Below are 23,794 nucleotides of genomic sequence, written 5' to 3' on the forward strand. Positions count from 1 at the left end.
GACGTCTCGGGACGACCCTCATGGCCACACCGGAATTCGATCTCAACGACATCAAGCGCCGGATGCAGGGCGCCGTCGCCTCGCTCTCGAAGGATCTCGGCTCGCTGCGCACCGGCCGCGCCACGCCGTCGCTCGTCGACCCGATCCAGGTCGACGCCTACGGCTCGATGATGCCGATGGCCCAAGTCGCTACCGTCAGCGTGCCAGAGCCGCGGCTCCTGTCGATCTCGGTCTGGGACCGGAGCATGGTCACCGCCGTCGAGAAGGCGATCCGCGAATCCGACCTCGGCCTCAATCCGCAGACCGAGGGGCAGACCATTCGGCTCCGCATCCCCGAGATGAACGAGCAGCGCCGCAAGGAGATGGTCAAGGTCGCCCACAAGTACACCGAGGAGGCCCGCGTCGCCGTCCGCCACGTCCGCCGGGACGGCCTCGACCACCTCAAGAAGCTCCTGAAGGACAGCGCCATCTCGGAGGATGACGAGAAGCGTCAGGCCACCGACGTTCAGAAGGCGACCGACCAGTACATCGCCGAGATCGACGGCGTGCTGGCCTCCAAGGAGAAGGAGATCATGCAGGTCTGAGGCGAAGGACGGGACGCGCGTGACCTCCGCCGCCGCACCGGCCGCGCGTCCCTCGGGGCGGCGCGAGCTGTGGCTGCGCGTCGCCTCGGGTCTCGTGCTCGGGGCCGGCGTGCTGGCCGCGCTGGTCTATGGCGGCTGGCCCTTCGCGGGGATCTGGCTCGCCGCCGGCATCGTCGGCTTCGCCGAGTGGATGGTGATGAGCCGCACCGAGCCGCGCGAGGTGCTGATCGCGCTGGGCGCGGCGACACTCGGGGCCCTGCTGCTCTGCCAGCGCGGCGGTGCGCCGACGCCGGCCTGCCTTGCGGTCCTGCTGCTGGGTGCCGCGGCCTGCGCCACCGTGGCCCGGACCGGCCGGGGACGGCTCCGCGCCTTCCTTGGTGTGCTCGGCGCGGCGGCGGTCGCGGCGGTGCCGGTCGCCCTGCGCGACGACCCCGCCATTGGACTTGTCGGGCCGGCCTGGATGTTCGCGGTGGTCTGGTGCACCGACATCGCCGCCTATTTCGCCGGCCGAAAGATCGGCGGACCGAAGCTGATGCCCCGGGTCTCGCCGAACAAGACTTGGTCGGGCGCCCTCGGTGGCCTCGTCGGCGCGGTCGCGGCCGGCACGCTCGTCCCGGTGGTCGCCGACCTCGCCGGGATGACCTTGCCCAGCGCCGCTTCCCTGCCCGTGGTGGCGGGCGTGAGCGCGCTGGCCTCCGTCCTGAGCCAGGCGGGGGACCTCATCGAATCTGGGCTGAAGCGCCATTACGGCGTCAAGGATTCCGGCAGGATCATCCCGGGCCATGGCGGCGTCATGGACCGGCTCGACGGATTTTTTGCGGTGGCCGCGCTGGCGGCCGTCTATCTCGCCCTGCTCGGGATCGGTGCGATCGCGTGACGATGAGGGAGTTGAACCTGTGACCCAGATCGTCAGCGTCTTCGGCGCCACCGGCTCGATCGGTCGCTCGACCGCCGACCTGCTGGCCCAGCACGCCGGCCGGTTCCGCGTCGGTGCCCTGGTCGGCGGCAAGGATCCCATCGCACTGGCCAAGGTCGCCCGCGAGTTGAACGCCTCGTTCGCGGCGCTCGCCGACGAAGCCGCAGGCCCGGTCCTCGCAGAGGCCCTGTCGGGTTCCGGAATCCCGAGCGGGGCGGGTGAGGGCGCCGTCATGGAGGCGGTCGCCCGGGACGCCGATATCGTGGTGGCGGCGGTGAGCGGGGCGGCCGGGCTGAGATCGACCCACGCGGCGCTTCGTCTCGGCCGCACGGTCGCGCTGGCCAACAAAGAGAGCCTCGTCTGCGCCGGTGATGCCTTCATGCGCGACGCGGCGCGCTACGGCGCCACGATCCTGCCGATGGATTCCGAGCACGACGCCCTGAGCCAGGCGCTGGCCGGCCGTCCGCTCGCCGATGTCCGCACCATGATGATCACGGCCTCGGGCGGTCCGTTCCGGACCTGGAGCCGCGAACGAATTGCTGCCGCTTCCCCGGCCGAGGCAGCCGCCCATCCAACCTGGTCGATGGGCATGAAGATCAACATCGATTCGGCGAGCCTGATGAACAAGGGCCTCGAGCTGATCGAGGCGCACCACCTGTTCGGCATCGAACCCGAGCGCCTGGACGTCGTGGTGCACCCGCAATCGGTGATCCACGGCATGGTCTACTGGCTCGACGGCGCCGTCACCGCCGAGCTGGCTCTGCCCGACATGCGCGTGCCGATCTCGCACTGCCTGGGGCTCGGCGACCGCCTGACTATCGAGCGGGGCCGGCCCCTCGACCTCGTGAAGCTCGGATCGCTGACCTTCGAGGCGGCGGATGAGGCGCGCTTCCCCTGCCTGCGGATCGCCCGCGCGGCGCTGGCGGCCGGCGGCGCGGCGCCGACCGTGATGAACGCGGCCAACGAGATCGCGGTGGCGGCCTTCATCGCCGGCCGGATCGGCTTCTACGGGATCAGCGATCTGGTCGAGCGCGCCTGCACGCACTTCGCCGGTCCGTACCGGTCAGCGCCGGCCGACGTCGACGAGGCGCTCGCCATCGACGCGCATGTGCGGGCCTGGAGCGCCGAGGCGCTGCCGGAGCTGCGCGCGGCCGGTTAGACCCCGTCTCTACGGGCGCAGGGAAGCAACCGTGGGCGGCGCGACATCTGCAAGCGGCGCCGTTGGATTGCTTCGCCCCACTCTTAAAGACGGTCGCCGCCAAAGCTGCGCTTCAGCGCTCCGTCCCGTACCCGGCCAGGAACACCCGCACCGCCTCATCGACCTGATGGCGCGTCAGGGCCGCATCGGCGATGCCGCCCGCCCTGAACAGCAGCCGGGTCAGCAGGCCCGCTTGGCACAGGTGCAGGAAGTGCCGCGCCGCGAGTTCGGTATCGGCGATCCGCAGCCGGCCGGCCGCAACCTGTGCGTCGAGATAGCCTGACAGGCGTTCGATGCCGCAGGCGGGTCCGGCCTCGTAGAAGGCCTGCCCGAAACGCGGGAACTTCTCGCAGGCGCCGATCACCGTCCGGACCACCGAGACGTGCTCCGGCCGGCACATCTCGGTCAGGAAGCTGATGCCGAGCCGCACCAGCACACCCGGCACGTTCGGATCGTCGGCGTCGAGGGTGAAGAGCGCCTCGGCGAGGCCCGTCTTCTCCTGGATGATCAGCGCCTCGAACAAGTCTTCCTTGTTCTCGAAGTAGACGTAGAGCGTGCCCTTGGAGACCCCGGCCGCCCGGGCGATCTCGCCCATGCTGGCGCCGTCGAAACCCGCCGACAGGAACACCGTCCGCGCGCCGTCGAGGATCTGCCGCCGCTTGTCGCCCTCGTGCTGGGCCTGATTCCGCTCCAGCACCACACCCTGAGCCATCGTTCCGCTCCGCGCCCCAGACGCCGCCGCGCTTGACCGAACCGTTCGGTCAACATAATCTGAGGCGTCTACCGAAGCGCGTCAAGACGCGTCTTCCTCATTGACCGAACGGTTCGGTCATACACTTCGAGGCGCTGAGATGTCCCTTCGCGAGGACGCGGATCGGCCGACTTCCGGCCTCGAGAACCCCGCCGAGATCGGATCGGACGAACGCGCGGAGCATGCAGTGCCTGCGGCGGCCGATTCGGCTACAGCGGCCGGATCGGTCGCCACATCGGCGGCGTCAGTGAGCAAGCGGCCTCTCAAGAAGCTTATCCTGCTCGCTGTGCTGGCCGCCGCGCTTGCGGGTGGTGCCTATGAGGGCTGGCAATGGTGGACCGTCGGGCGGTTCTTCGTCGCCACCGACGACGCCTATGTCCAGGCCGACATCTCGGTGCTGGCCGCGAAGGTCCCGGGCTACCTCGAAGCGGTCCCAGTGGTGAACGGCCTGTCGGTGAAGAAGGGCGCGGTGATCGCAAAGCTCGACGACGGCGATTACCGCCTCGCGCTCCAGGCCGCGCAGGACAAGCTCGCGACCCAGGAGAGCACGATCGCGCGCATCGGCCGGCAGGCCGAGGCGGCGCAGGCGCAGGTCGCCCAGGCCGCCGCGCAACTCGACGGCACCCGCGCCGATGCTGTCCGCGCCCAGGCGGACTTCACCCGGGCGACGCAGATGCAGGCAGATTACGTCGCCAAGTCCCGCATCGACCAGACCCGCGCCGACCGCGACCGGACCGAAGCTTCGGTCAAGGCCATGGAGGCCGGCCTCGTCGCGGCTCGCGCCAATGTCGACGTTCTGCAGGCGCAGAGACGCGAGGCGGAGAGCCTCGCGGCGGAGCTGCGCACCGCGGTCGACCGGGCCCGGCGCGATCTCGACTTCACGGTGATCCGCGCGCCGTTCGACGGCGTGGTCGGCAACAAGGCGGTCGAGGCCGGCGCCTACGTCTCGCCCGGCACCCGGATCGCCGCCCTGGTGCCGCTCCAGAGCGTGCGGATCGACGCGAACTTCAAGGAGACGCAGGTTCAGCGCATGCGCCCCGGCCAGCCGGTCACGGTCACGGTCGACGCCTATCCGGACCGCGAGATCCACGCCGTGGTCGAGTCGTTCTCGCCCGCCTCCGGCTCGGTGTTCAGCCTGCTGCCGCCCGACAACGCGACGGGTAACTTCACCAAGATCGTCCAGCGCCTGCCCGTACGGGTGCGCGTGCCCGAGGACGTCGCCCGCGAGGGTCTGCTGCGGCCGGGCCTGTCGGCGGTGGTGCGGGTCGATACCCGCGCCGGCGCGGACCGCTCCGTGCTCGACCGGGCCGCGCGCGAGCGGCCGGTCAGCACCGCGAGCCGCTGAGGCAGGCCGTGGCCAGTGCCGCACGTTCCACGGGCGGGCTGGCCCGCACCGTCGAGCCGCCGCTGGACCGCCGCCGCATGGTGGCGTTCCTCTGCATGGTCTTCGGGATGTTCATGGCGATCCTGGACATCCAGATCGTCTCGGCCTCCCTGAACGAGATCCAGGCCGGCCTCTCGGCCTCGGGCGACGAGATTCCCTGGGTCCAGACCAGCTACCTCGTCGCCGAGGTCATCTCGATCCCGCTCTCCGGCACCCTGTCGCGGGTACTCTCGACGCGCTGGATGTTCGCGATCTCGGCCGGCGGCTTCACCGCCATGAGCCTGATGTGCGCCACCTCCTCGTCGATCGGCGAGATGATCGTCTGGCGGGCTGCCCAGGGCTTCATCGGCGGCGGCATGATCCCGACCGTCTTCGCCGCGGCCTTTACGATCTTTCCGCCCTCCAAGCGGACCATCGTGTCGCCGATGATCGGCCTCGTGGCGACGCTGGCGCCGACGATCGGCCCGACGGTGGGCGGCTATCTCACCGACCTGATGTCCTGGCACTGGCTGTTCCTGATCAACGTCGTCCCCGGTATCTTCGTGACGGTCTCGACCTGGATCCTGGTCGATTTCGACGAGCCCAATTACGGCCTGATCAAGTCGTTCGACTGGGCTGGGCTCGCCTTCATGGCCGGGTTCCTCGGCTGCCTCGAATACGTACTGGAGGAGGGCCCGAACCACGATTGGTTGCAGGACGAGGCGGTCTTCGCCTGCGCGGCGATCTGCGGGACCTCGGCGCTGCTGTTCTTCTGGCGGGTGTTCACCGCCAGGCAGCCGATCGTCGACCTGCGCGCCTTCTCGGACCGGAATTTCGCCAGCGGCTGCGTTGCCAGCTTCGTGCTGGGCATTGGCCTCTACGGGCTGACCTACATCTACCCGGTCTACCTCGCCCGGGTCCGCGGCTACTCGGCGCTGATGATCGGCGAGACCATGTTCGTCTCCGGCCTGTGCATGTTCGCGACGGCGCCGATCGCGGGCCGCCTGTCCGGCAAGGTCGATCCGCGCCTCATGATGGGGCTCGGCTTCGTCGGCTTCGCCTGCGGCACGTGGATCGTCACGGGGCTCACCAAGGACTGGGATTTCTACGAGCTGCTGCTGCCGCAGATCCTGCGGGGTTGCTCGCTCATGCTGTGCATGATCCCGATCAACAACATCGCGCTGGGGACGCTGCCGCCGGCGCGCATGAAGAACGCGTCGGGCCTGTTCAACCTGACGCGCAATCTCGGCGGCGCGGTCGGCCTCGCGCTGATCAACACGATCCTCAACGACCGGTGGGACCTTCATCTCACACGGCTTCACGAGCGGTTCACCTGGGCGAACACGGCCGCGCTGGAGCGCCTCGACACCCTGCAGCGCGGCTTCGAGGCCTACGGCAGCGCTGCGCCCGGCATGGCGCTGCAGGCGATGACGAATACGGTGCGGATCCAGGGTCTGGTGATGGCCTTCGAGGATGTGTTCCTGGCTCTCACGGCCTTGTTCCTGGCAATCGCCTGCGCCGTACCGTTGATCCGTCGCCCGAACGCCGCGGCGGGCGGGGGCGGCGGGCACTGACGGCCCCGGCCGGCCGGCGCGCGCAGAGCGTGCGGAATCGGACGGCGCGTGCGACCTTCCGCAGCCTGCGCGCAGGATTGCGTTGGCAGGGGGCGGCTCCGATCTGCTAGAACAGCGCGATGCCTGGCCCGAGAAGCCGGCGCGAAGACGGCCAGGGAACGGCTTATGGACTTCCTCAACGCGATGACCGGCACCGCCGGCGGCTTCTTCGGCGCCGTGATCCCGTTCCTGTTCGTGCTCACCGTCGTGGTGTTCGTGCACGAGATGGGTCACTTCTTGGTCGGCCGCTGGTGCGGGGTCGGCGTGCACGCCTTCTCGCTTGGCTTCGGCCCGGAGCTGTTTGGCTTCAACGACCGTCGTGGCACCCGCTGGAAGCTCTGCGCGATCCCGCTGGGCGGCTACGTCAAGTTCCACGGCGACGTGAACGGGGCGAGCATGCCCGATCCCGAGGCGGTCGCCCGGATGAGCCCGCAGGAGCGGGCGATCAGCTTCCCGACCCAGCCCGTGGCCAAGCGCGCCGCGATCGTCGCCGCCGGACCGGTGGCGAACTTCATCCTGGCGATCCTGCTCTTCGCCGGCGCGATCTGGCTTGGCGGCCGCTACGAGCTGCCGGCCCGCGTCTCGTCGGTCGAGCCCGGCAGCGTCGCCGCCCAGGCCGGCTTCCAGCCAGGGGACCTGATCACCGCCATCGACGGCGAGAAGATCGGCGACTTCAACGCCATGTACAGGACGGTGACCGGCAGCGCCGGGACGCCGCTCACCTTCACGGTCGAGCGCAGCAACCAGCCGATCACCATCCAGGCGACCCCGGCGACCTTCGAGGAGAAGACACCGTTCGGCCGCCACCGGATCGGCCGCCTCGGCATCCGCTCGCCCGCCGGCACGGAAGCCCGTCTGGTCCGCTACGGGGCGCTCGATTCACTCGACCTCGGGGTGCACGAGACCTACTTCGTCGTCGAGCGCACGTTCTCGTATCTCAGCAAGCTCGCCACCGGCCGCGAATCCGCCGACCAGCTCTCCGGCCCGATCGGCATCGCCCGTGTCTCCGGCGAGGTCGCCAAGAACGGCGGCGTCGGCGGCCTGGTCGGGCTGATCGCGCTGCTGTCGGTCTCGATCGGTCTCCTGAACCTCTTCCCGGTGCCGCTGCTCGATGGTGGCCACCTGCTTTTCTACGCCTTCGAGGTCGTGCGCGGCCGCCCGCTGAGCGAGCGCGCCCAGGAGATCGGGTTCCGCATCGGCCTGGCGCTGGTCCTGATGTTGATGCTGTTCGCCGCCTGGAACGACATCCTCAACCTCGGCGCGTCCTGGCGGAACACCTGATCCGCTGCCGCCGCGCGACGGCGCTGGGTATCCTGTCCGCACTCCACCGGAAAGGATGCCCCATTCCCGCCGCGATCTCGCCGGGAGAGCGCCCAGAACGGGCCCTCGCGGGGCGCTGAATCTCGGTTAAAGCCGCGTTCAAGCTTGCGATGGCGGGATTGAAAAGACCCGTCGCCGCAAGCGTTTACGGGTCGTTCACCACGATCGGTGGTTTGCCCACAGGCGGACGCCACCGTTAAGTGGCGCGAAGGCCACGACCCCCCAAAATCCCCTGACGATGGCCTCCCGCGCGTTTGCTTGGCAGGGGAATCCCGCTAAGAGCTACGCTTGGACCGAAGCCACGCTTGGACCAGGTGACGGGACGACCGATCAACGGTCGCCTGTGACGGGCTAACCCCCGCGACCAGAACAGAAACGGGCGATTGCATGATGTCGTTGACGGGGAAGCACCGACGCAAGTCGGTGCGGAGAACCATCGTCCTAGTCACCGCGGGTCTCGGTGTTGTCCTGGGCGGAGCCGCTCAGGCGCAGCAGATCGTCGTTCAGGGCAACCAGCGCGTCGATGCCGACACGATCCGGTCCTACGTGACCGGGACGGCGTCCGGCTCCGCCGAGGAGGCCCGCCGCAACCTGCTGGCGAGCGGCATGTTCTCGGACGTGAAGGTGGCCCAGTCGGGCGGCCGCACGGTGGTGACGGTCCGCGAGAACAACCTGATCAACCGGGTTGTCTTCGAGGGTAACAAGAAGGTCGAGAAGGCCACCCTCGAGGGTATCGTCGAGGCCAAGGCCCGCGGCCCCTACAGCGAGGCGATCATCAACGCCGACCTCGCCCGAATCCGCGACGTCTACAAGCGCTTCGGCCGCGGCACCGCCAAGGTGACCTACCGCACGGTCGACCTGCCCAACGGCCGGGTCGACGTGATCTATCAGGTCGACGAAGGCGACAAGACCGGCATCATCTCGATCAACTTCGTCGGCAACAACGCCTACTCGGAGCGGACGCTGAAGGGGCTGATGAGCTCCTCGGAGATGAACTTCCTGTCGTTCATCAAGACCTCCGACGTCTACGACCCCGACCGCATCACCAACGACCTCGACCAGGTCCGCCGCTACTACCTGAAGAACGGCTACGCCGATTTCCAGGTGGTCAGCGCCGACGCGCGCTATGTCGAGGGTGAGAGCTCGGGCTACGTCATCACCGTCACGGTGAGCGAGGGCGAGCAGTACAAGGTCGGCGCCGTTCAGGTGGATTCGCGCCTGCCGGGTCTCGACACCGCGCAGCTCAACAGCGACGTCGCCACCGCCGTGGGCGACGTCTACAACGCCGACGACGTCGAGAAGACGCTCAACAACGTCACCCGTCAGGTGAACCGCGCCGGCTACCCGTTCGCGCAGGTCCGCCCGACCGGCCAGCGCGACCCGGGGAGCCACCAGGTCTCCCTCGGCTTCGTGGTCGAGGATGGCCCCCACGTCTATGTCGAGCGGATCAACATTCGCGGCAACACCCGCACCCGCGACTACGTCATCCGCCGCGAGCTCGATATCGCGGAAGGCGATGCGTACAACCGCGTGCTGACCGACCGCGCCGAGCGGCGCCTGAACGGCCTGGGCTTCTTCAAGAAGGTCCGCTTCTCCAACGAGCCGGGCTCAGCCCCGGACCGGGTGGTCATCAACATCGATGTCGAGGATCAGCCCACGGGCTCGTTCTCGGTGGCGGGCGGCTACTCCACCCAGGACGGCATCATCGGCGAGGTCTCGGTCTCCGAGTCGAACTTCCTCGGCCGCGGTCAGTATGTCCGCCTCGCCGGCACCGGCGGCCAGTACTCGCGCGGCGTCGACTTCTCCTTCACCGAGCCGTACTTCCTCGGCTACCGGCTCGCCGCTGGCTTCGATGCCTTCTACAAGTACTCCGACCTGACCCGGTACTCGCGCTACGAGACCACGGTCTACGGCGGCCAGCTGCGCCTCGGCCTGCCGATCACCGAGGAGTTCGGCATCACCCTCCGGTACTCGCTGTACAACACCGAGCTGAAGGTGCCGAACACCCTCAAGCGGCCGTACAACGACTGCTCGATCCCGATCCCGGGCTACACCGCCACTTACGCGGCGGGCACGATCGACCCGAACACGGGCCGCAACATCGGCGGCCAGGCGCTGTACCCGAACTGCGCGTATGACGGCGAGGCCTCGATCGCCATCAAGGGCTCGCAGGGCAACACCCTGACCTCGCTGGCCGGCCTGACGCTCGCCTACTCGACGCTCGACGTGATCGGCGCGCCGCGGAACGGCCTCTATGCCGAGCTGAAGCCCGATGTCGCGGGCCTGGGCGGCGACTCCAAGTTCTTCCGCGTGACCGCCGATGCGCGGTACTACAAGGAGATCTTCGAGGACGTGGTCGGCTTCGTCCGGTTCCAGGGCGGCCACATCTCGTCGATCGACGGCAAGCCGCTTCGGGTGACCGACGAGTTCTTCCTCGGCCCGTCGCTGGTCCGCGGCTTCGCGCCGAACGGCATCGGCCCGCGTGACGTCGGCATTGCCGACGCCCGCTCGAACGCGATCGGCGGCTCGACCTATATCGGCGGCACCCTCGAAGTGCAGTTCCCGCTGCCGCTGGTTCCGCGTGATCTGGGCCTGAAGGGCGCGCTCTTCGCCGACGCCGGCACGCTGTTCGGCTACAACAGCCGCCGGAACTTCGACGTGAACGGCGACGGCTTCATCAACGGCACGTCGCCGGTGACCGGGCGTTGCAACTTCAACGCCTTCACAGTCGGCGTCGAGCCGGAATGCGTGAACGTCCGCGACAGCGCCACGATCCGTTCCTCGGTCGGCGCGTCCATCCTCTGGAACTCGCCGCTCGGCCCGATCCGCTTCGACTATGCCTACGCTCTGTCGAAGGATGAGGGTATCGCGGTCTACGTGCCGATCCTCGGCAAGTACGGCCACGTCGGCAAGGATCAGACGCAGGCGTTCCGCTTCTCCGGCGGCTCGCGGTTCTGATAGAAACCTCACGCGTCGGTCGGTTTGTCCCGGCCGACGCGTTGTCGAACATGTCAGATCCCATCTTCTTCACCGCCGCCTGCGGCCTGACCCTCGCCGAAGTCGCGGCAGTCGCCGGCGCGACCCTTCCGGAGGGTGCGAACCCGGACTTCAGGCTCGACGGCGCCGCACCGCTCGAGAGCGCCGGGCCCAGCGACCTCGCCTACATGGACAATGCCCGCTACGGCGACGCCCTCGCCGCGACCCGGGCGGGTGCCTGTCTGGTCTCCCCCCGGTTCGCGGCGCGCTGCCCGGCCGGAACCATCTCCCTCATCAGCCGCGATCCCTACCGCGCCTACGCTGTGCTGCTCGGCCGACTGCACCCGGACGCGTTGCGCCCCGGCTCGCAGTTCGGGGCCCGCGGTATTGCGCCGGGCGCCCATGTCCATACGGATGCGCGGCTTGAGGAGGGTGTCGCGGTCGACCCCGGCGCGGTCATCGGCCCGGGCGCTGAGGTCGGCACCGGCACGGTGATCGGCGCCAACGCGGTGGTCGGTCCGGGTGTCCGCATCGGCCGCGACTGCGCGATCGGCGCGGGGACCACCCTGAGTCACGCGCTCCTCGGCAACCGGGTGATTGTGCATCCGGGGGCGCGGCTCGGCCAGGACGGCTTCGGCTTCGCCATGGGCGCCAGTCATCTCAAGGTGCCGCAGATCGGGCGCGTGATCGTCCAGGACGATGTCGAGATCGGCGCCAACACCACGATCGACCGAGGCGCCTCGCGCGACACGGTGATCGGGGAGGGGACCAAGATCGACAACCTCGTGCAGATTGCCCACAACGTCGTGATCGGACGCCACTGCGTCATCGTGTCGGGAGTCGGTATCTCGGGCTCGACGACGCTGGAGGATTACGTCGTCCTCGGCGGCCAGGTCGGCGTCGTCGGTCACCTGCGCATCGGTCGCGGATCCCAGATCGCCGGCTCGTCCAACGTCAACCGGGATGTCCCGCCGGGCAGCCGCTGGGGCGGAACCCCCGCCAAGCCCGTGCGGGCCTGGTTCCGGGAACTGACGACGCTGGCCCGTCTCGCCGAGCGCTCCGGGAAGGATTCGGCGGGCGAGGAATCGTGACCTGACGATCCCCCGCCGCAGCCGGCGCGAACGCGGGTCCGAAGGTCACAAGGATCCCCGACCGCTCCCTGGATGCCGCCGCGAAGCCTCGGCACCTGAGGGCGGGGGACCGGGCACCCGTCCTTTCGGCGCGGCCGGGCTCGCCATCGTGTCAGCGTCCGCCTTGCCGCGCGCGCATGACCGGGAAGGCCTTGCGCTTCCGACGATTTCTTCCGAAGAGGGCGGTCCGTCCGCCGTCGGCGGTCGGATACCAGGCCGCCTCGGGCGGCACGTCGAGGTGCGGGATCTGATGAGTGAGGCGGCGCGCGAGACCGGCGGCGAGCTGGGCACAGCCGATATCCAGACGCTGCTGGAGCTGCTGCCGCACCGCTATCCCTTCCTGATGGTGGACCGCATCGTCGAGATCGACCGAGACGAATCCTGCGTCGGTATCAAGAACGTCACCGCCAACGAGCCGCAGTTCATGGGACATTTCCCGGGTCTGCCGGTCTTTCCCGGCGTGCTCCTGATCGAGGGCATGGCCCAGACGGCCGGCGCCATCTGCTGCCGACACATCCGGACCGACGAGCTGCGCACCAAGCAGGTGTTCTTCATGACCATCGACAAGTGCAAGTTCCGCAAGCCGGTCACCCCCGGGGACCAGGTCCGCTTCCATATGACGAAGATGAACCAGCGCCGGACCATGTGGTGGTTCCGCGGCGAGGCCCGAGTCGACGGGACGCTGGTCGCGGAGGCCGAGATCGGTGCCATGCTGGTGACGGAGTGAGCGCGCCGTTCATCCACGCGAGCGCCGTGGTCGAGCCCGGCGCCGAGATCGGCGACGGGGCGCGGATCGGCCCCTTCTGCCATGTCGGGCCCGAGGTCGTGCTTGGCCCCGATTGCGAGCTGGTCAGCCACGTCGTCCTGGCGGGCCGCACCACCATCGGCGCCCGCACCCGGATCTTTCCCTTCGCGTCGATCGGTCACCCGCCGCAGGACCTGAAGTATCGCGGCGAGGCCTCGACCCTCACGATCGGCTCCGACTGCCTGATCCGTGAGGGCGTCACGATGAACCCCGGCACCAGCGGCGGCGGGCTGGAGACCCGGGTCGGCGATCACTGCACGTTCCTGGCGAACGCGCATGTCGGCCACGATTGCCGTGTCGGCGACCACGTCATCTTCTCCAACAACGTGATGCTGGCCGGCCATTGTTCGGTGGGCGATTACGCGATCCTGGGGGGCGGCGCCGCGGTGATTCAATTCGCCCGCGTCGGGGCGCATGCCTTCGTGGGCGGCCTCTCGGGGCTGGAGAACGACTGCATCCCGTACGGCATGGTGCTCGGCAACCGCGCCACCCTCTCGGGGCTCAACATCATCGGGCTTCAGCGCCGCGGCTTCGCGCGGGAGGACATCCACGCCCTGCGGCGGGCCTACCGCCTGCTTTTCGCTCCCGAGGGCACGCTGATGGAGCGCGTCGAGGACGTGGCGGCGACCTTCGAGTCCCACACGGCGGTGCGGGAGATCCTCGACTTCATCCGCGTCGGCGGCAAGCGCTCGATCTGCACGCCGCGCGAGGTGCCGACCCCGATCAGCGCCGCCTGACCGGCGCAGGACATGGCGTTGGCCGATCCCGCGCCCGAGGGGGCTCTCGTCCTGATCGCCGGGGCCGGCCGTCTGCCGGAACTCGTCGCCGAGTCGCTCCGCCGGGCACACCGGCCGTTCCGGGTGATCGCGCTGCGCGGCTTCACCGGGCGGACCCTGCGCGCCAGCGCCGACGCGACCGTCGATCTCCTCGATCTCGCGGCCACGCTGAAGCTGCTGCGCCGTTGGGGGCCGGCCCTGGTCGTGCCGGCCGGCGGCGTCTCCCGCCCGAGCCCGGCCGCCATCCTCAACGCCGGTGCGGCGCTGCGCAACCGCGAGGCCCTGCGCGCCATCGCGGGCGGGGGTGACGACCGCCTGCTCCGCGCCGCATTGGCCCTCGTCGAGGAGGAGGGGCATCGGGTCCTGGGCGTCCACGAGGCCGCGCCGGACCTGCTCTGTCCGGAGGGCGCCATCGGCCGCCGCGTACCGGGCGCGGAGGCGTCCGTCTCGATCCAAACCGGGCGGGCCGTGCTCTCCGCCCTGTCGCCCTACGATCTCGGCCAGGCGACGGCGGTCGCCGGCGACCGGGTGCTCGCCGTCGAGGGACCGGAGGGCACCGACCGGATGCTTGCCCGGGCGCGCGCCCTCGGGCGCCGGCCCTTCGGTTTCGGGCGCCCCCTGCCGGCGACCGTGCTGGTGAAGGCGCCGAAGGCCGGTCAGGACCTGCGCGTCGACCTACCGGCGATCGGCCCGCGCACGATCCGGAACGCCGCCCGGGCCGGCTGCGTCGGCCTTGCGCTGGAAGCCGGCGGAACCCTGGTGATCGACCGCGAGGCCACCGCCGCGGAGGCCGACCGCCTCGGGCTGTTCGTGATCGGCTACGGGAGCGCGCCATGAGCGCCGCCCGGTCCCGCACGATCTGGCTCGTGGCCGGCGAGGATTCCGGCGATCAGCTCGGTGCCAAGCTGATGCGGGCGCTGCAGGCGGCGGCGCCGGATATCGCCTTCGGCGGCGTCGGCGGCGAGGCCATGGCGGAGGCCGGGTTCAGATCGCTGTTCCCCCTCGATGACGTTGCGGTGATGGGCTACCTGCCGGTGCTCGCCCGGGCGCGGACGCTGCTGCGCCGTATCCGCGAGACCGCGGAAGCCGTGGTCCGCGCCAGGCCGGACGTGCTGGTGATCATCGACAGCCCCGGCTTCACCCACGCGGTGGCGAAGCGGGTGCGCAAGGCCGCGCCCGGCATCCCGATCATCGACTACGTCTCGCCGAGCGTCTGGGCGTGGCGTCCCTGGCGGGCGAAGGGCATGCGGCCGTTCATCGACCATGTCCTGGCCCTGCTCCCGTTCGAGCCGGACGCGCATCTGCGGCTCGGCGGGCCGCCCTGCACCTATGTCGGGCATCCGCTGATCGAGCGTTTGACCGAGCTGCGCCCCGCCGATCCCGAGCTCAGGCGCCGCGACGCGCTGCCGTACAGCCTCGTGGTGCTGCCCGGATCGCGCCGCTCGGAGATCGAACGGCTGATGCCGATCTTCGGGCAGGCCATGGCCGAGGTCGGTCGCACGCTGCCCATCGAGGCTTCGCTGCCGGCCGTGACGCGCCACCGTGCCCTGATCGAGCGCCTGGCGGCGGATTGGCCGGTCCCGGTGCGGATCGTGACCGGCGAGGCGCCGAAATACGCCGCGTTCCGCGAGGCCCGCGCGGCGCTCGCCGCCTCGGGGACGGTAACGCTGGAGCTGGCGCTGGCGGGCGTGCCGATGGTCGTCGCCTACAAGGTCTCGCGGGCCGAGGAATTCATCGCCCGCCGCCTGATCCAGGTTCCGAGCATCGTTCTGCCCAACCTGATCCTGGCCGAGAACGCCATGCCGGAATTCGTCCAGGCCGATTGCACGCCCGCGCGTCTCGCCGGGGCCCTGCAGCCGCTCCTGGCCGGCGGCAGCGCCCGGGACGCGCAGCGAGCCGCGCTCGCCCGGATCGACGGCCGCATGCGGCTCGCGGCTGCGGACACGCCGAGCCGGGCCGCCGCGCGGATCGTCCTGCAGGCCGCAGGGTTGGTCGCCCCCGGACCGTGACGCTCAGCCGGCGCGGCGGCTGCAGCGGATATACGCGGAGGTCCCGCGGCTGCTCGACCAAGTCAGGTGGTCGCCCTCGACTGTCAGGCGGACCTGCGAGGACCATCGGCGGCCGCGGTCGCTGCACTCGGCCGACGTGACCCAGGCGCTTCCGGTGCGGCGCGTGTCGTGGAAGGTGCAGATCGTGCGGCCGGCCCGCGCGCGATCCTGCGTGATCGTCGCCGGGATGTAGCCCCGCCGCCGGGACCTGGACCCGCAGGCCTCGGCTGTCGGACCCCAGATCCCGACATATTCGGCACTGGCCGGGGCAGGTGTCGGAGCCGGTCGGGCGACCGGCAGCGCCGCCGGCACCGGCGCGGCCTGCATGCTCTGCGCGGGCGGCGCCTTCGCCGCGGCAGGCCCACCCAGGCTCGGCAGATCGGGCGTATCGAGCATCACGATCCGGCTCGATGGTGCCCGCTGCGCGGCGGCTTCTGCCGAGGCGGTCGCCTCAGGCGCCTGCGAGCGGAAGGGCAGGTCCTCGGTCAGGTAGGCGGCGCTGTAGGCGAACAGCCCGAGCCAGCCGAGGATGAGCAGCGCCGGCAGCGCGTAGCGGCGCCCGGAGCCCGAACCCGCTCCGCCGCCCGGATCGGCCAGCACCAACGCCCCCATCGTCCACCCCCCATCGTCCGATCAGCGGCCGAAGATGCCCTTCAGGAACTGTGCCGTGCGGTTGCGCTTGCGCTTGCGCTCCAGTTCCGAGGCGTCCTTGAGCCACGCGACCTGGACGACGCGGCGCTCGCCCTCGAACGGCTCGTGGCCGTGCCAGGAATTGTCGGCCCTCTGGAAGGCGAACATCGTGCCCATCGTCGGAGGCACCTCGACCGCGAACGGCTCGTAGTTCTTGCCGTCGTAGAGCACCCGCAGGCGGCCCGCGGCGGGCGCGTCCCAGGCGTCGTTCATGTAGACGAGGAGCGTCAGCACCTTCGACGGGCCGTCGGTATGGATCGAGCCGTATTTCAGCTGGCTGCGCCGCATGATCGTGGTGAGACGCGGGCACGAGACGAGATCGATCCCGAACTTCTCGCCGAGGATCGCCGAGAATTCGTCGCTTTCCAGCTCGTCGATCAGGGCCTTGAACCGGCCCTTGAGGGCGACCTCGTCGACGGTGAGGTAACCGGGCTTGGCGATATTGGGGAAGTCGCGCCGGATCTCGTCGATTGCGTCCGGATTGAGCACATTGTTCCCGAGGGTATAGGCGTAGGGCTCCCGGGACACGGGCGCGGCGCGCACCGCAGAGACGTCAAGGATCGAGAGGGCGGACATCGTTGGATCCCCTGGCTCCGACGCAGGTCGACCGGCACGCCGGGCGCCGGAGACGCGTGCCGAAGGGCCGTTCGCGACGCTCTGCCGGGGTCGCCCGCGCAGGTGGCCCCGGATCGGATTGTGCAACTGTTCGCGGCGGTCCGAAAATCTCATAATCCGCCGATTGCGGCGGTCCGACGGCGAAAGCCGTGCGGTGGCACATTCCGGTGACAGTCTCGGGCGGCCCGCCCGTGCAGGATGGTGCGACGCCCGTGGGCTTTCTTCCCGGGTTGGTGTTGGAATCCGTTGTTGATGAGGCCTTTGGCCCTCGCTTTGCTGTGCTCACACCTCGTCGCCGTGGCGGCCGGGTCGGGAGCGATTGCGCAACCGCGAGGGCCGCGCGGCTCGGTCACCGCCCGGATGACCTGCGCGGAGGCGATGGCGCTGGTGAGGGGCGAGGGCGACGTGGTGATCGTCGCCGGCGCCGCCCCGGAGCGCTTCGTCAGCGGGCCCGGACAATGCAGCGGCTCGGAGATCGCGGAGCTGCGCTTCGCGCCCACCCGCGACAACCCGCAATGCCCGATCGGCTATCACTGCCGCGAGCCCGGTTTCGAGGAATGGAACTGGTAGGCACGCCGCCGGCCTAAATCGCCGCAGCGCGTCAACGTGACGAAAGTTTCACGCGACAGCGCGGGGCCAGTGCCACTATCTGGCCATCAGCCGGGGCCAAGGCCGCCGGGTTGCGCCCCTGGCCGGGTGCGAGCGGGACGGGGGATCGACGCGTGGCTGCACTCAGGACCGGGCTCGGAATCCAGGCCGTGCTCACGGCCGTCGCCGCGCTGATCCTGCTGGCGGTTCCCGGCATCCCGAGCCCGCCGCTCTACGTCTCGCTGGCCGGCTTCGCCATGGCGGCGATCCTGATCGCGTCCAACCGCATCTCGGCCTATCTGAAGGTGTTCGTCTCGGTCTACGGAATCGGCTATCTGCTGCTTGCCGGGTCGAAGACCATCGCGACGATGGGCCTGTTGCCGCCTGTGGTCGCGGCGCTGCTGCCTCCGGCCTTCGCCGCCACCGGCGCGGTGGTGTTCGCCGCCATCGTGCTCGGCATCTCGTATCTGGAGCCGATCCGGGCAATCACCAACATTGCCGACCCCTATTTCGCCAATCGCGACAAGCCGACGAAGGAGATCGGCCTGTTCCGCTGGTTCGGAACCACCGAGGGGCGGATCGGCCGCAATCTCGTGGCGCTCTCGATCTTCGTCAACTTTGCCGATGTCGCGCTGACGCTGCGATTCAACTTCTTCTACCGCGACATCTACAACTCGCTGCAGGAATACGACGCGTCCGCCTTCTGGTATCAGCTGCTCTGGGTGTTCGTACCGCTCGCCACGCTGAACATCGCCATCGGCATGTTCGACCTGTTCGTGGATTCCTCGCTTCTGATCCGCTGGCGGACGTGGCTGACCCACAGTCTGTACGAGCGCTGGCTCGGCAACGGCACACATTACCGGATCCCGTTCACCGACGAGGAGGCGGACAACCCGGATCAGCGCATCCAGGCCGACGTCAACAGCTTCATCGTACAGACCACGACGCTGTCGATCCGGCTGCTGAGCCAGGCCGCGCAGCTCGTCTCGTTCATGGTCATTCTCTGGACCCTGTCGCGCGACTTCGTCGTGCCGTTCACCGATGCGGTGATCCCGGGATTCCTGGTCTGGCTGGTGATCGGCTACGCGGTGGTCGGAACGTGGCTCACCCACCTGATCGGCCGGCCGCTCATCGGGCTCGATTTCCGCCAGGAGCAAGTCGAGGCGAATTTCCGCTTCGCGCTGGCCCGCAACCGCATCTATTCCGAGCAGATCGCCCTGCTGCGCGGCGAGCGCGCGGAGGCCTCCCGGCTGGCGACGCTGTTCCACAGCGTCATCGACAATTACGTCGGCATCATCTTCCGCCGCATCAAGCTGATCGCCTTCACGTTCAGCTACCGGCAGGCCAGCGTGATCTTCCCGATGGTGCTGGCGGCACCCTCGTTCTTCGCCAAGAAGATCACCTTGGGCGCGCTCCAGCAGACCTCGCAGGCCTTCGGGCAGGTGCAGAGCTCGCTGTCGTTCTTCGTGGATTCCTACACGACGCTGGCCGCCTACAAGGCCAACACCAACCGCCTGGGCTCCTTCCGCCGGGCGATGACCAAGGCCGAGGCGCTGGAGGCGGCGGGCTACGGCCTCGTCCAGGGCAACGACAGCACCGGCGACGTGACCGCGCGCGGTCTCGTCCTCGCCCTGCCGGACGGGCGCCCGATCGTCACCGCCGACACGCTGACGCTGCCGCGCGGCGGCGCGACCCTGGTCACCGGGCCCTCCGGCTCGGGCAAGTCGACCCTGTTCCGGGCCATCGCGGGGATCTGGCCCTTCGGCAAGGGCCGGGTCGACGTGCCCGCCGGGCAGTCGGCGCTGGTGCTGCCGCAGCGGCCCTACATCCCGCAGGGCACCCTGCGCGGCGCCGTCGTCTACCCGAACACCGTCGACCAGTTCTCCGATGCGGCGATCAAGGAGGCGCTGACGGCGGCCCAGCTCGCCCCCCTGGTGGACCGCCTCGACGAGATCGACACCTGGGAGCGGCGGCTGTCGGGGGGCGAGCAGCAGCGCCTCGCGATCGCCCGCGCCTTGCTCGCGAAGCCGGAATGGCTGTTCCTCGACGAGGCGACGGCCTCGCTGGACGAGCCTTCGGAGGCGGCGCTCTACCGAATGCTGCGCGAGAAGCTCCCCGGTACGACGATCGTGTCGATCGGTCACCGCTCGACGCTCGACGCCTTCCACGACCGGCGCATCACGCTGGAGCCGGAGGGTGGGGTGTTCGTGCCCCGTGCGCGGCGGGAGGCACTCCCGGCGGAGTGAGGCGAGCCGCATCCGCGCCTCTCCCTCCCCCCCTGTGGGGGAGGGGACCCGCGTCCGCCGTTCAGCCTTGCGTCGCCGTCCGCAATCCCGCCGCCGCCCGGGCTGCCTGCTCGATCGCCGCCGGATCCGGCGTGCCGGGCCTCACCACCCAGCTGCCGCCGACGCAGAGTACCGAGGGAAGCGCCAGCCAGTCTGGGGCGGTCGCCTCGGTGATCCCGCCGGTCGGGCAGAACCGCACCGCGCCGAACACCGCCGCGTGCGCCTTCAACGCCTTGATCCCGCCCGCCGCCTCAGCCGGGAAGAATTTGAACCGGTCGAGCCCGTGATCCAGGCCGCGCATGATGTCGGCCGCCGTTGCGACACCCGGCAGGTAGGGCACGCCGTTGGCCTTGGCGGCGTCGGTCAGCGGCTCGGTCAGGCCGGGCGAGACGATGAACTCGGCCCCCGCCCCGAGCGCGTTCTCCAGGTCGCGGGGATTAAGCACCGTCCCGGCCCCGACCACCGCGCCCTCGACCCGGGTCATTTCCCGGATCACCTCGAGGGCGGCCGGCGTGCGCAGGGTGACCTCCAGGGCGGTCAGCCCGCCCTTCACCAGGGCCTCGGCGATGGGCCGGGCCTGAGCCACGTCGTCGATCACCAGGACCGGAATGACGGGCACGGAGCGCATCAGCGCGTCGATGCTGGTCAGATCGTTCATGGTCGGCACCTCCTGTCGGGTTTCAGAGGCCGGCGGCGGCGAGCATCGCCGAAGCGCCCCGCTCGGCCGTGTCGGCCCCATGGCGCATGAACGCGAACAGCTCGCGACCGGTGCCCTGCGCGGGTGCCGGAGCCACGGCGTCCCCGCGCGCGGCGAGTTCGTTGTCGTCGACCAGCACCTCCAGCAGCCCCTCAGCGGCGCTGAGCCGGACGATGTCGCCGTCGCGGATCCGGCCGATCGGGCCGCCGCCCAGGGCCTCGGGGCTCACGTGGATCGCGGCCGGAACCTTGCCCGACGCCCCCGACATGCGTCCATCGGTGACCAGCGCGACCTTGTGGCCGCGGTCCTGCAGTACGCCGAGCGGCGGGGTGAGCTTGTGCAGCTCCGGCATGCCGTTCGCCTTCGGGCCCTGGAACCGGACCACCACCACGACATCCCGCTCCAGCTCGCCGGCCTTGAATGCCTTGAGCACCTCGTCCTGGTCCGAGAAGACCCGCGCCGGCGCCTCGATGGTCCGGCGCTGCGCCTCCACGGCGCTGGTCTTGAAGGTCGCCCGGCCGAGATTGCCCTTCACCAGCCGCATGCCGCCATCCGGCTGGAACGGGTTCTCGGGACGGCGGAGCATGGTGTCGTCGAGGCTCTCCGGCACGGCGTCCTCGAAGACCAGCTCCTCCCCGGCGAGCTTCGGGTCGCGGGCGTGATCGCGCAGCGACTGGCCCGCCACTGTCAGGATGTCGTCGTGCAGCAGGCCGCCATCGAGCAGCGCCGCCATCACGAAGCTCATGCCGCCCGCGGCGTGGAAATGGTTCACGTCGCCGGCGCCGTTCGGGTAGACGCGGGCGATCAGCGGCACCGCGCTCGAGAGCCGGTCGATATCCTCCCAGTCGATCACGATGCCGGCGGCGCGGGCGATGGCCGGCAGGTGGATCGCGTGGTTGGTCGAGCCCCCCGTAGCCAGCAGCCCGACGGCGGCGTTCACGATCGCCTTCTCGTCGACGCACAGGCCGAGCGGTCGATAATCGTTTCCGGCTGCGCCGATCTCGGTGAGCCGGTGGACCGCCGCGCGGGTCACGGCCTGCCGCAGCTTCGTGCCGGGATTGATGAAGGACGCGCCCGGCATGTGCAGGCCCATCATGTCCATCATCATCTGGTTCGAGTTGGCCGTGCCGTAGAACGTGCAGGTGCCGGCCGAATGGTAGGAGGCCGACTCGGATTCGAGCAGTTCCGCGCGGCCGATCTTGCCCTCGGCGTAGAGTTGGCGGATTCGCTGCTTCTCCTTGTTGGCGAGGCCCGACGGCATCGGCCCGGCCGGGATCAGGATGGTCGGCAGGTGGCCGAAGCGGAGCGCGCCGATCAGCAGGCCCGGCACGATCTTGTCGCAGATGCCGAGAAGCGCCGCGCCATCGAACATGCCGTGGCTCAAGCCCACGGCGGTCGAGAGGGCGATGGTGTCGCGGGAGAACAGCGACAGCTCCATCCCGGTCTGCCCCTGCGTGACGCCATCGCACATGGCCGGCGTTCCGCCCGCCACCTGGGCGGTCGCGCCGCGCTCCCGGGCGAACAGCTTGATCTGATCTGGGTAGCGTCCGTAGGGCTGATGCGCCGAGAGCATGTCGTTGTAGGCGGTGACGATGCCGATATTCATCACGGTCCGCTCGTCGCGGATCGCCGCCTTGTCCTCGCCGGAGGCCGCGAAGCCGTGGGCGAGGTTGCCGCAGGCGAGCTTGCCGCGCCGGACCCCCGCCTCGCGCTCGCGGGCGATCAGGTCGAGATAGGCGCGCCGGGTCTCGCGGGAGCGCGCCACCACGCGCTCGGTGACCGCCGCGACCTCGGGATGAAGCTCGGTCATGCTCGTTCCTCCAGGCTCGGTGCCGACGGCCGGGGCCGGTGCCGCGATTCGGCTCGGCCCGCGCGACCGCGGTGCTGACCGGTATCTAAAGGGTGCGCCGCGGGATGTAACCCGGCGGATGCGGCCTCCTTCGCCCACGAGAGGACTTCTGGGTCGACCCGGCTAAGTCCGATACTCGACACTCGGAAGACAAAGCCCTTTTTCCCGCCCCCTTGCGGGGAGAGGGCGGGGGTGGCGGGTGGTGCAGGATTGCGCGTCCCGATGCCTCCTCGACCACCTCCAACGCCTCCCCACAAGGCGGAGAAGCGCGCGTCTCGGCCGACGATCTGCGAACATCGCGTCCCGAGAGGGCGAGGGTGCCCGCGGGTCGGAAGTCGCTTCCTCGGCGAAGGCGCGTCGCCTCGATGCGCCTCAGTACTCCCAGAAGATCCGCTGAAGCTCTTTGGTGTCGTTGGTCTTGGTCAGCGCCACGGCGGCCAGGATCTTGGCCTTGGCGGGGTTCAGGTCGTGGGCGACCACCCAGTCATATTTGTCGTCCGGCTGCTCGGCGTTGCGCAGGACGAGCCCGTCCGGCACCCGCGAGGAGCGGATGATGAGAGTGCCCTTGGACCGGATGTCCTTGAGCGTGTCGACGAGATAGCCGGCCACCGAGCCGTTGCCGGTGCCGGCATTGACGATCGCCTTGGCGCCGGCCTGGACCTCCGCGTCGTAGACGCCCGGGATCATATTGCCCGAGCCGTAGACGATGCCCACCAACGGCAGGCTGTCGATCTGGTCGATGTCGAACTCCGAGGTCGAGTTGTGGCGCTTCGACAGGGAGCGGAAGAAGTAGGTCTTGCCCTCGATCACCATGCCGAGCGGTCCCCACTGGCTGTAGAAGGCGCTGGGCACGACGTTGGTCCGCTTGGTCACGTCGCGACCCGACTGGATGGTGTCGTTCATCGTCACGGTCACGCCCTGGCCGATTGCCTCCTTGCTGGCGGCCACCGTCACGGCGTCCAGCAGGTTGAGGGCACCGTCCGCCGAGATCGCCGTGGAGGGCCGCATCGAGCCGACCACCACGATCGGCTTGTCGCTCTTCACCACGAGGTCGAGGAAGAAGGACGTCTCCTCCAGCGTGTCGGTGCCGTGGGTGATGACCACGCCGTCGACGTCATCCTGTTTCAGCAGCTGGGACACGCGCTTCCCGAGCTGGACGAGCTGCGCATCCGTGAAGCTCTCCGAGGCGATCTGGAAGACCTGCTCGCCGCGCACGTTGGCGACGGCACTCATCTGGGGCACGGCGGCGATCAGCTTGTCGACCGGAACCTTCGCGGCCGTGTAGGTGGCGCTGTTGGCGGCATCCGCCCCGGCGCCCGCGATCGTGCCGCCGGTGGCGAGGATCACGACGTTCGGCTTCTTCGTCGCCGCCGCCGTGCCGGCCTCGGGCATTTCGCGGGCGCGGAGCGGACCCGCCCCGAGCGTGCCGGCCAGGGCCAGCGCGAAGAAAGCGCCGCGCGCGGTCAGGGCCGCGCCGCTTCGGCTTGAGAACATCGGTGATCCTCGATGGTTGAAGGAAAGCGAGTCAGACTCGGGCGACACGATGGTAGCCGCGGTTCCGCGCGAGGCAAGGATCGTGCGGGACGCGCC

General features: G+C 69.7%; 20 protein-coding genes. 14 read left to right on the top strand and 6 right to left on the bottom strand.

The genetic code is table 11. From position 1 onward, the window contains the following. The first annotated feature begins 20 nt into the window (after positions 1-20). From frr to dxr, 3 genes are read left to right on the top strand one after another with little or no spacing between them, the layout of a single operon-like run. A complete protein-coding gene (gene frr, locus JOE48_RS21205) occupies positions 21-584 on the top strand; it encodes a ribosome recycling factor (RefSeq protein WP_210032672.1) in 564 nt (187 codons plus the stop codon). 19 nt (positions 585-603) lie between these two features. Beyond that, entirely contained in the window at positions 604-1,461 is an 858-nt protein-coding gene (locus JOE48_RS21210; RefSeq protein ID WP_210032674.1) for a phosphatidate cytidylyltransferase, read from the top strand. A 19-nt stretch (positions 1,462-1,480) separates the two neighbouring features. Then, positions 1,481-2,659 (top strand): 1-deoxy-D-xylulose-5-phosphate reductoisomerase, encoded by a 1,179-nt coding sequence (gene dxr, locus JOE48_RS21215; RefSeq protein WP_210032676.1) that lies wholly within the window; start codon positions 1,481-1,483, stop codon positions 2,657-2,659. A 112-nt stretch (positions 2,660-2,771) separates the two neighbouring features. On the opposite strand, the gene JOE48_RS21220 is transcribed toward dxr, so the two are convergent. Then, entirely contained in the window at positions 2,772-3,410 is a 639-nt protein-coding gene (locus tag JOE48_RS21220) for a TetR/AcrR family transcriptional regulator (RefSeq protein WP_210032678.1), read from the bottom strand. A gap of 139 nt (positions 3,411-3,549) precedes the next feature. Here JOE48_RS21220 and JOE48_RS21225 point away from each other — a divergent pair, with 139 nt between their 5' ends. The 9 genes from JOE48_RS21225 (at position 3,550) to lpxB (ending at position 15,441) form a co-directional block, all read left to right on the top strand. Beyond that, positions 3,550-4,794 (top strand): HlyD family secretion protein, encoded by a 1,245-nt coding sequence (locus tag JOE48_RS21225; RefSeq protein WP_210032680.1) that lies wholly within the window; start codon positions 3,550-3,552, stop codon positions 4,792-4,794. A gap of 77 nt (positions 4,795-4,871) precedes the next feature. Then, positions 4,872-6,386, top strand: a complete 1,515-nt coding sequence (locus JOE48_RS21230; RefSeq protein ID WP_245253430.1) for a DHA2 family efflux MFS transporter permease subunit — start codon at positions 4,872-4,874, stop codon at positions 6,384-6,386. 165 nt (positions 6,387-6,551) lie between these two features. Next, positions 6,552-7,706 (top strand): RIP metalloprotease, encoded by a 1,155-nt coding sequence (locus JOE48_RS21235; protein ID WP_210032682.1) that lies wholly within the window; start codon positions 6,552-6,554, stop codon positions 7,704-7,706. A gap of 426 nt (positions 7,707-8,132) precedes the next feature. Beyond that, positions 8,133-10,703, top strand: a complete 2,571-nt coding sequence (gene bamA / locus JOE48_RS21240; RefSeq protein ID WP_210032684.1) for an outer membrane protein assembly factor BamA — start codon at positions 8,133-8,135, stop codon at positions 10,701-10,703. A 50-nt stretch (positions 10,704-10,753) separates the two neighbouring features. After that, positions 10,754-11,812 carry a UDP-3-O-(3-hydroxymyristoyl)glucosamine N-acyltransferase gene (gene lpxD / locus JOE48_RS21245; protein ID WP_210032686.1) on the top strand — a complete coding sequence of 353 codons (1,059 nt, stop codon included), beginning with the start codon at positions 10,754-10,756 and terminating at the stop codon, positions 11,810-11,812. 289 nt (positions 11,813-12,101) lie between these two features. After that, on the top strand, positions 12,102-12,578 hold the full coding sequence (gene fabZ, locus JOE48_RS21250; protein WP_192706618.1) for a 3-hydroxyacyl-ACP dehydratase FabZ: 477 nt from the start codon (positions 12,102-12,104) through the stop codon (positions 12,576-12,578). Further along, positions 12,575-13,393: an acyl-ACP--UDP-N-acetylglucosamine O-acyltransferase gene (gene lpxA / locus JOE48_RS21255; protein WP_210032688.1), complete on the top strand. Its 819-nt coding sequence runs from the start codon at positions 12,575-12,577 to the stop codon at positions 13,391-13,393. Before fabZ ends, lpxA begins: the two co-directional genes overlap by 4 nt. A 12-nt stretch (positions 13,394-13,405) precedes the next feature. Continuing rightward, positions 13,406-14,269 (top strand): LpxI family protein, encoded by an 864-nt coding sequence (locus JOE48_RS21260; protein ID WP_210032690.1) that lies wholly within the window; start codon positions 13,406-13,408, stop codon positions 14,267-14,269. Next, positions 14,266-15,441 carry a lipid-A-disaccharide synthase gene (gene lpxB / locus JOE48_RS21265; RefSeq protein WP_210032692.1) on the top strand — a complete coding sequence of 392 codons (1,176 nt, stop codon included), beginning with the start codon at positions 14,266-14,268 and terminating at the stop codon, positions 15,439-15,441. Before JOE48_RS21260 ends, lpxB begins: the two co-directional genes overlap by 4 nt. 3 nt (positions 15,442-15,444) lie before the next feature. Here the strand turns inward: lpxB and JOE48_RS21270 are convergent, their stop codons facing one another. Both JOE48_RS21270 and JOE48_RS21275 read right to left on the bottom strand, forming a co-directional pair. Next, complete coding sequence (locus JOE48_RS21270) at positions 15,445-16,092, bottom strand: peptidase inhibitor family I36 protein (RefSeq protein WP_210032694.1); 648 nt, start codon at positions 16,090-16,092, stop codon at positions 15,445-15,447. 21 nt (positions 16,093-16,113) lie between these two features. After that, entirely contained in the window at positions 16,114-16,746 is a 633-nt protein-coding gene (locus JOE48_RS21275) for a 2OG-Fe(II) oxygenase (protein ID WP_210032695.1), read from the bottom strand. Between the two features lie 291 nt (positions 16,747-17,037). Here JOE48_RS21275 and JOE48_RS21280 point away from each other — a divergent pair, with 291 nt between their 5' ends. Both JOE48_RS21280 and JOE48_RS21285 read left to right on the top strand, forming a co-directional pair. Next, positions 17,038-17,355 carry a hypothetical protein gene (locus tag JOE48_RS21280; protein WP_210032696.1) on the top strand — a complete coding sequence of 106 codons (318 nt, stop codon included), beginning with the start codon at positions 17,038-17,040 and terminating at the stop codon, positions 17,353-17,355. A gap of 152 nt (positions 17,356-17,507) precedes the next feature. Beyond that, positions 17,508-19,619 (top strand): ABC transporter ATP-binding protein/permease, encoded by a 2,112-nt coding sequence (locus JOE48_RS21285; RefSeq protein WP_210032697.1) that lies wholly within the window; start codon positions 17,508-17,510, stop codon positions 19,617-19,619. 61 nt (positions 19,620-19,680) lie between these two features. On the opposite strand, the gene eda is transcribed toward JOE48_RS21285, so the two are convergent. The 3 genes from eda to JOE48_RS21300 form a co-directional block, all read right to left on the bottom strand. Next, positions 19,681-20,316: a bifunctional 4-hydroxy-2-oxoglutarate aldolase/2-dehydro-3-deoxy-phosphogluconate aldolase gene (eda, locus tag JOE48_RS21290; RefSeq protein WP_210032698.1), complete on the bottom strand. Its 636-nt coding sequence runs from the start codon at positions 20,314-20,316 to the stop codon at positions 19,681-19,683. Between the two features lie 22 nt (positions 20,317-20,338). Then, entirely contained in the window at positions 20,339-22,165 is a 1,827-nt protein-coding gene (edd, locus tag JOE48_RS21295) for a phosphogluconate dehydratase (RefSeq protein ID WP_210032699.1), read from the bottom strand. A 411-nt stretch (positions 22,166-22,576) separates the two neighbouring features. Next, positions 22,577-23,698 carry a type II asparaginase gene (locus JOE48_RS21300; RefSeq protein WP_210032700.1) on the bottom strand — a complete coding sequence of 374 codons (1,122 nt, stop codon included), beginning with the start codon at positions 23,696-23,698 and terminating at the stop codon, positions 22,577-22,579. Positions 23,699-23,794 lie beyond the last annotated feature (96 nt).

Source organism: Methylobacterium sp. PvR107, assembly GCF_017833295.1.
In the GTDB taxonomy this organism is placed as follows: Bacteria; Pseudomonadota; Alphaproteobacteria; order Rhizobiales; family Beijerinckiaceae; genus Methylobacterium.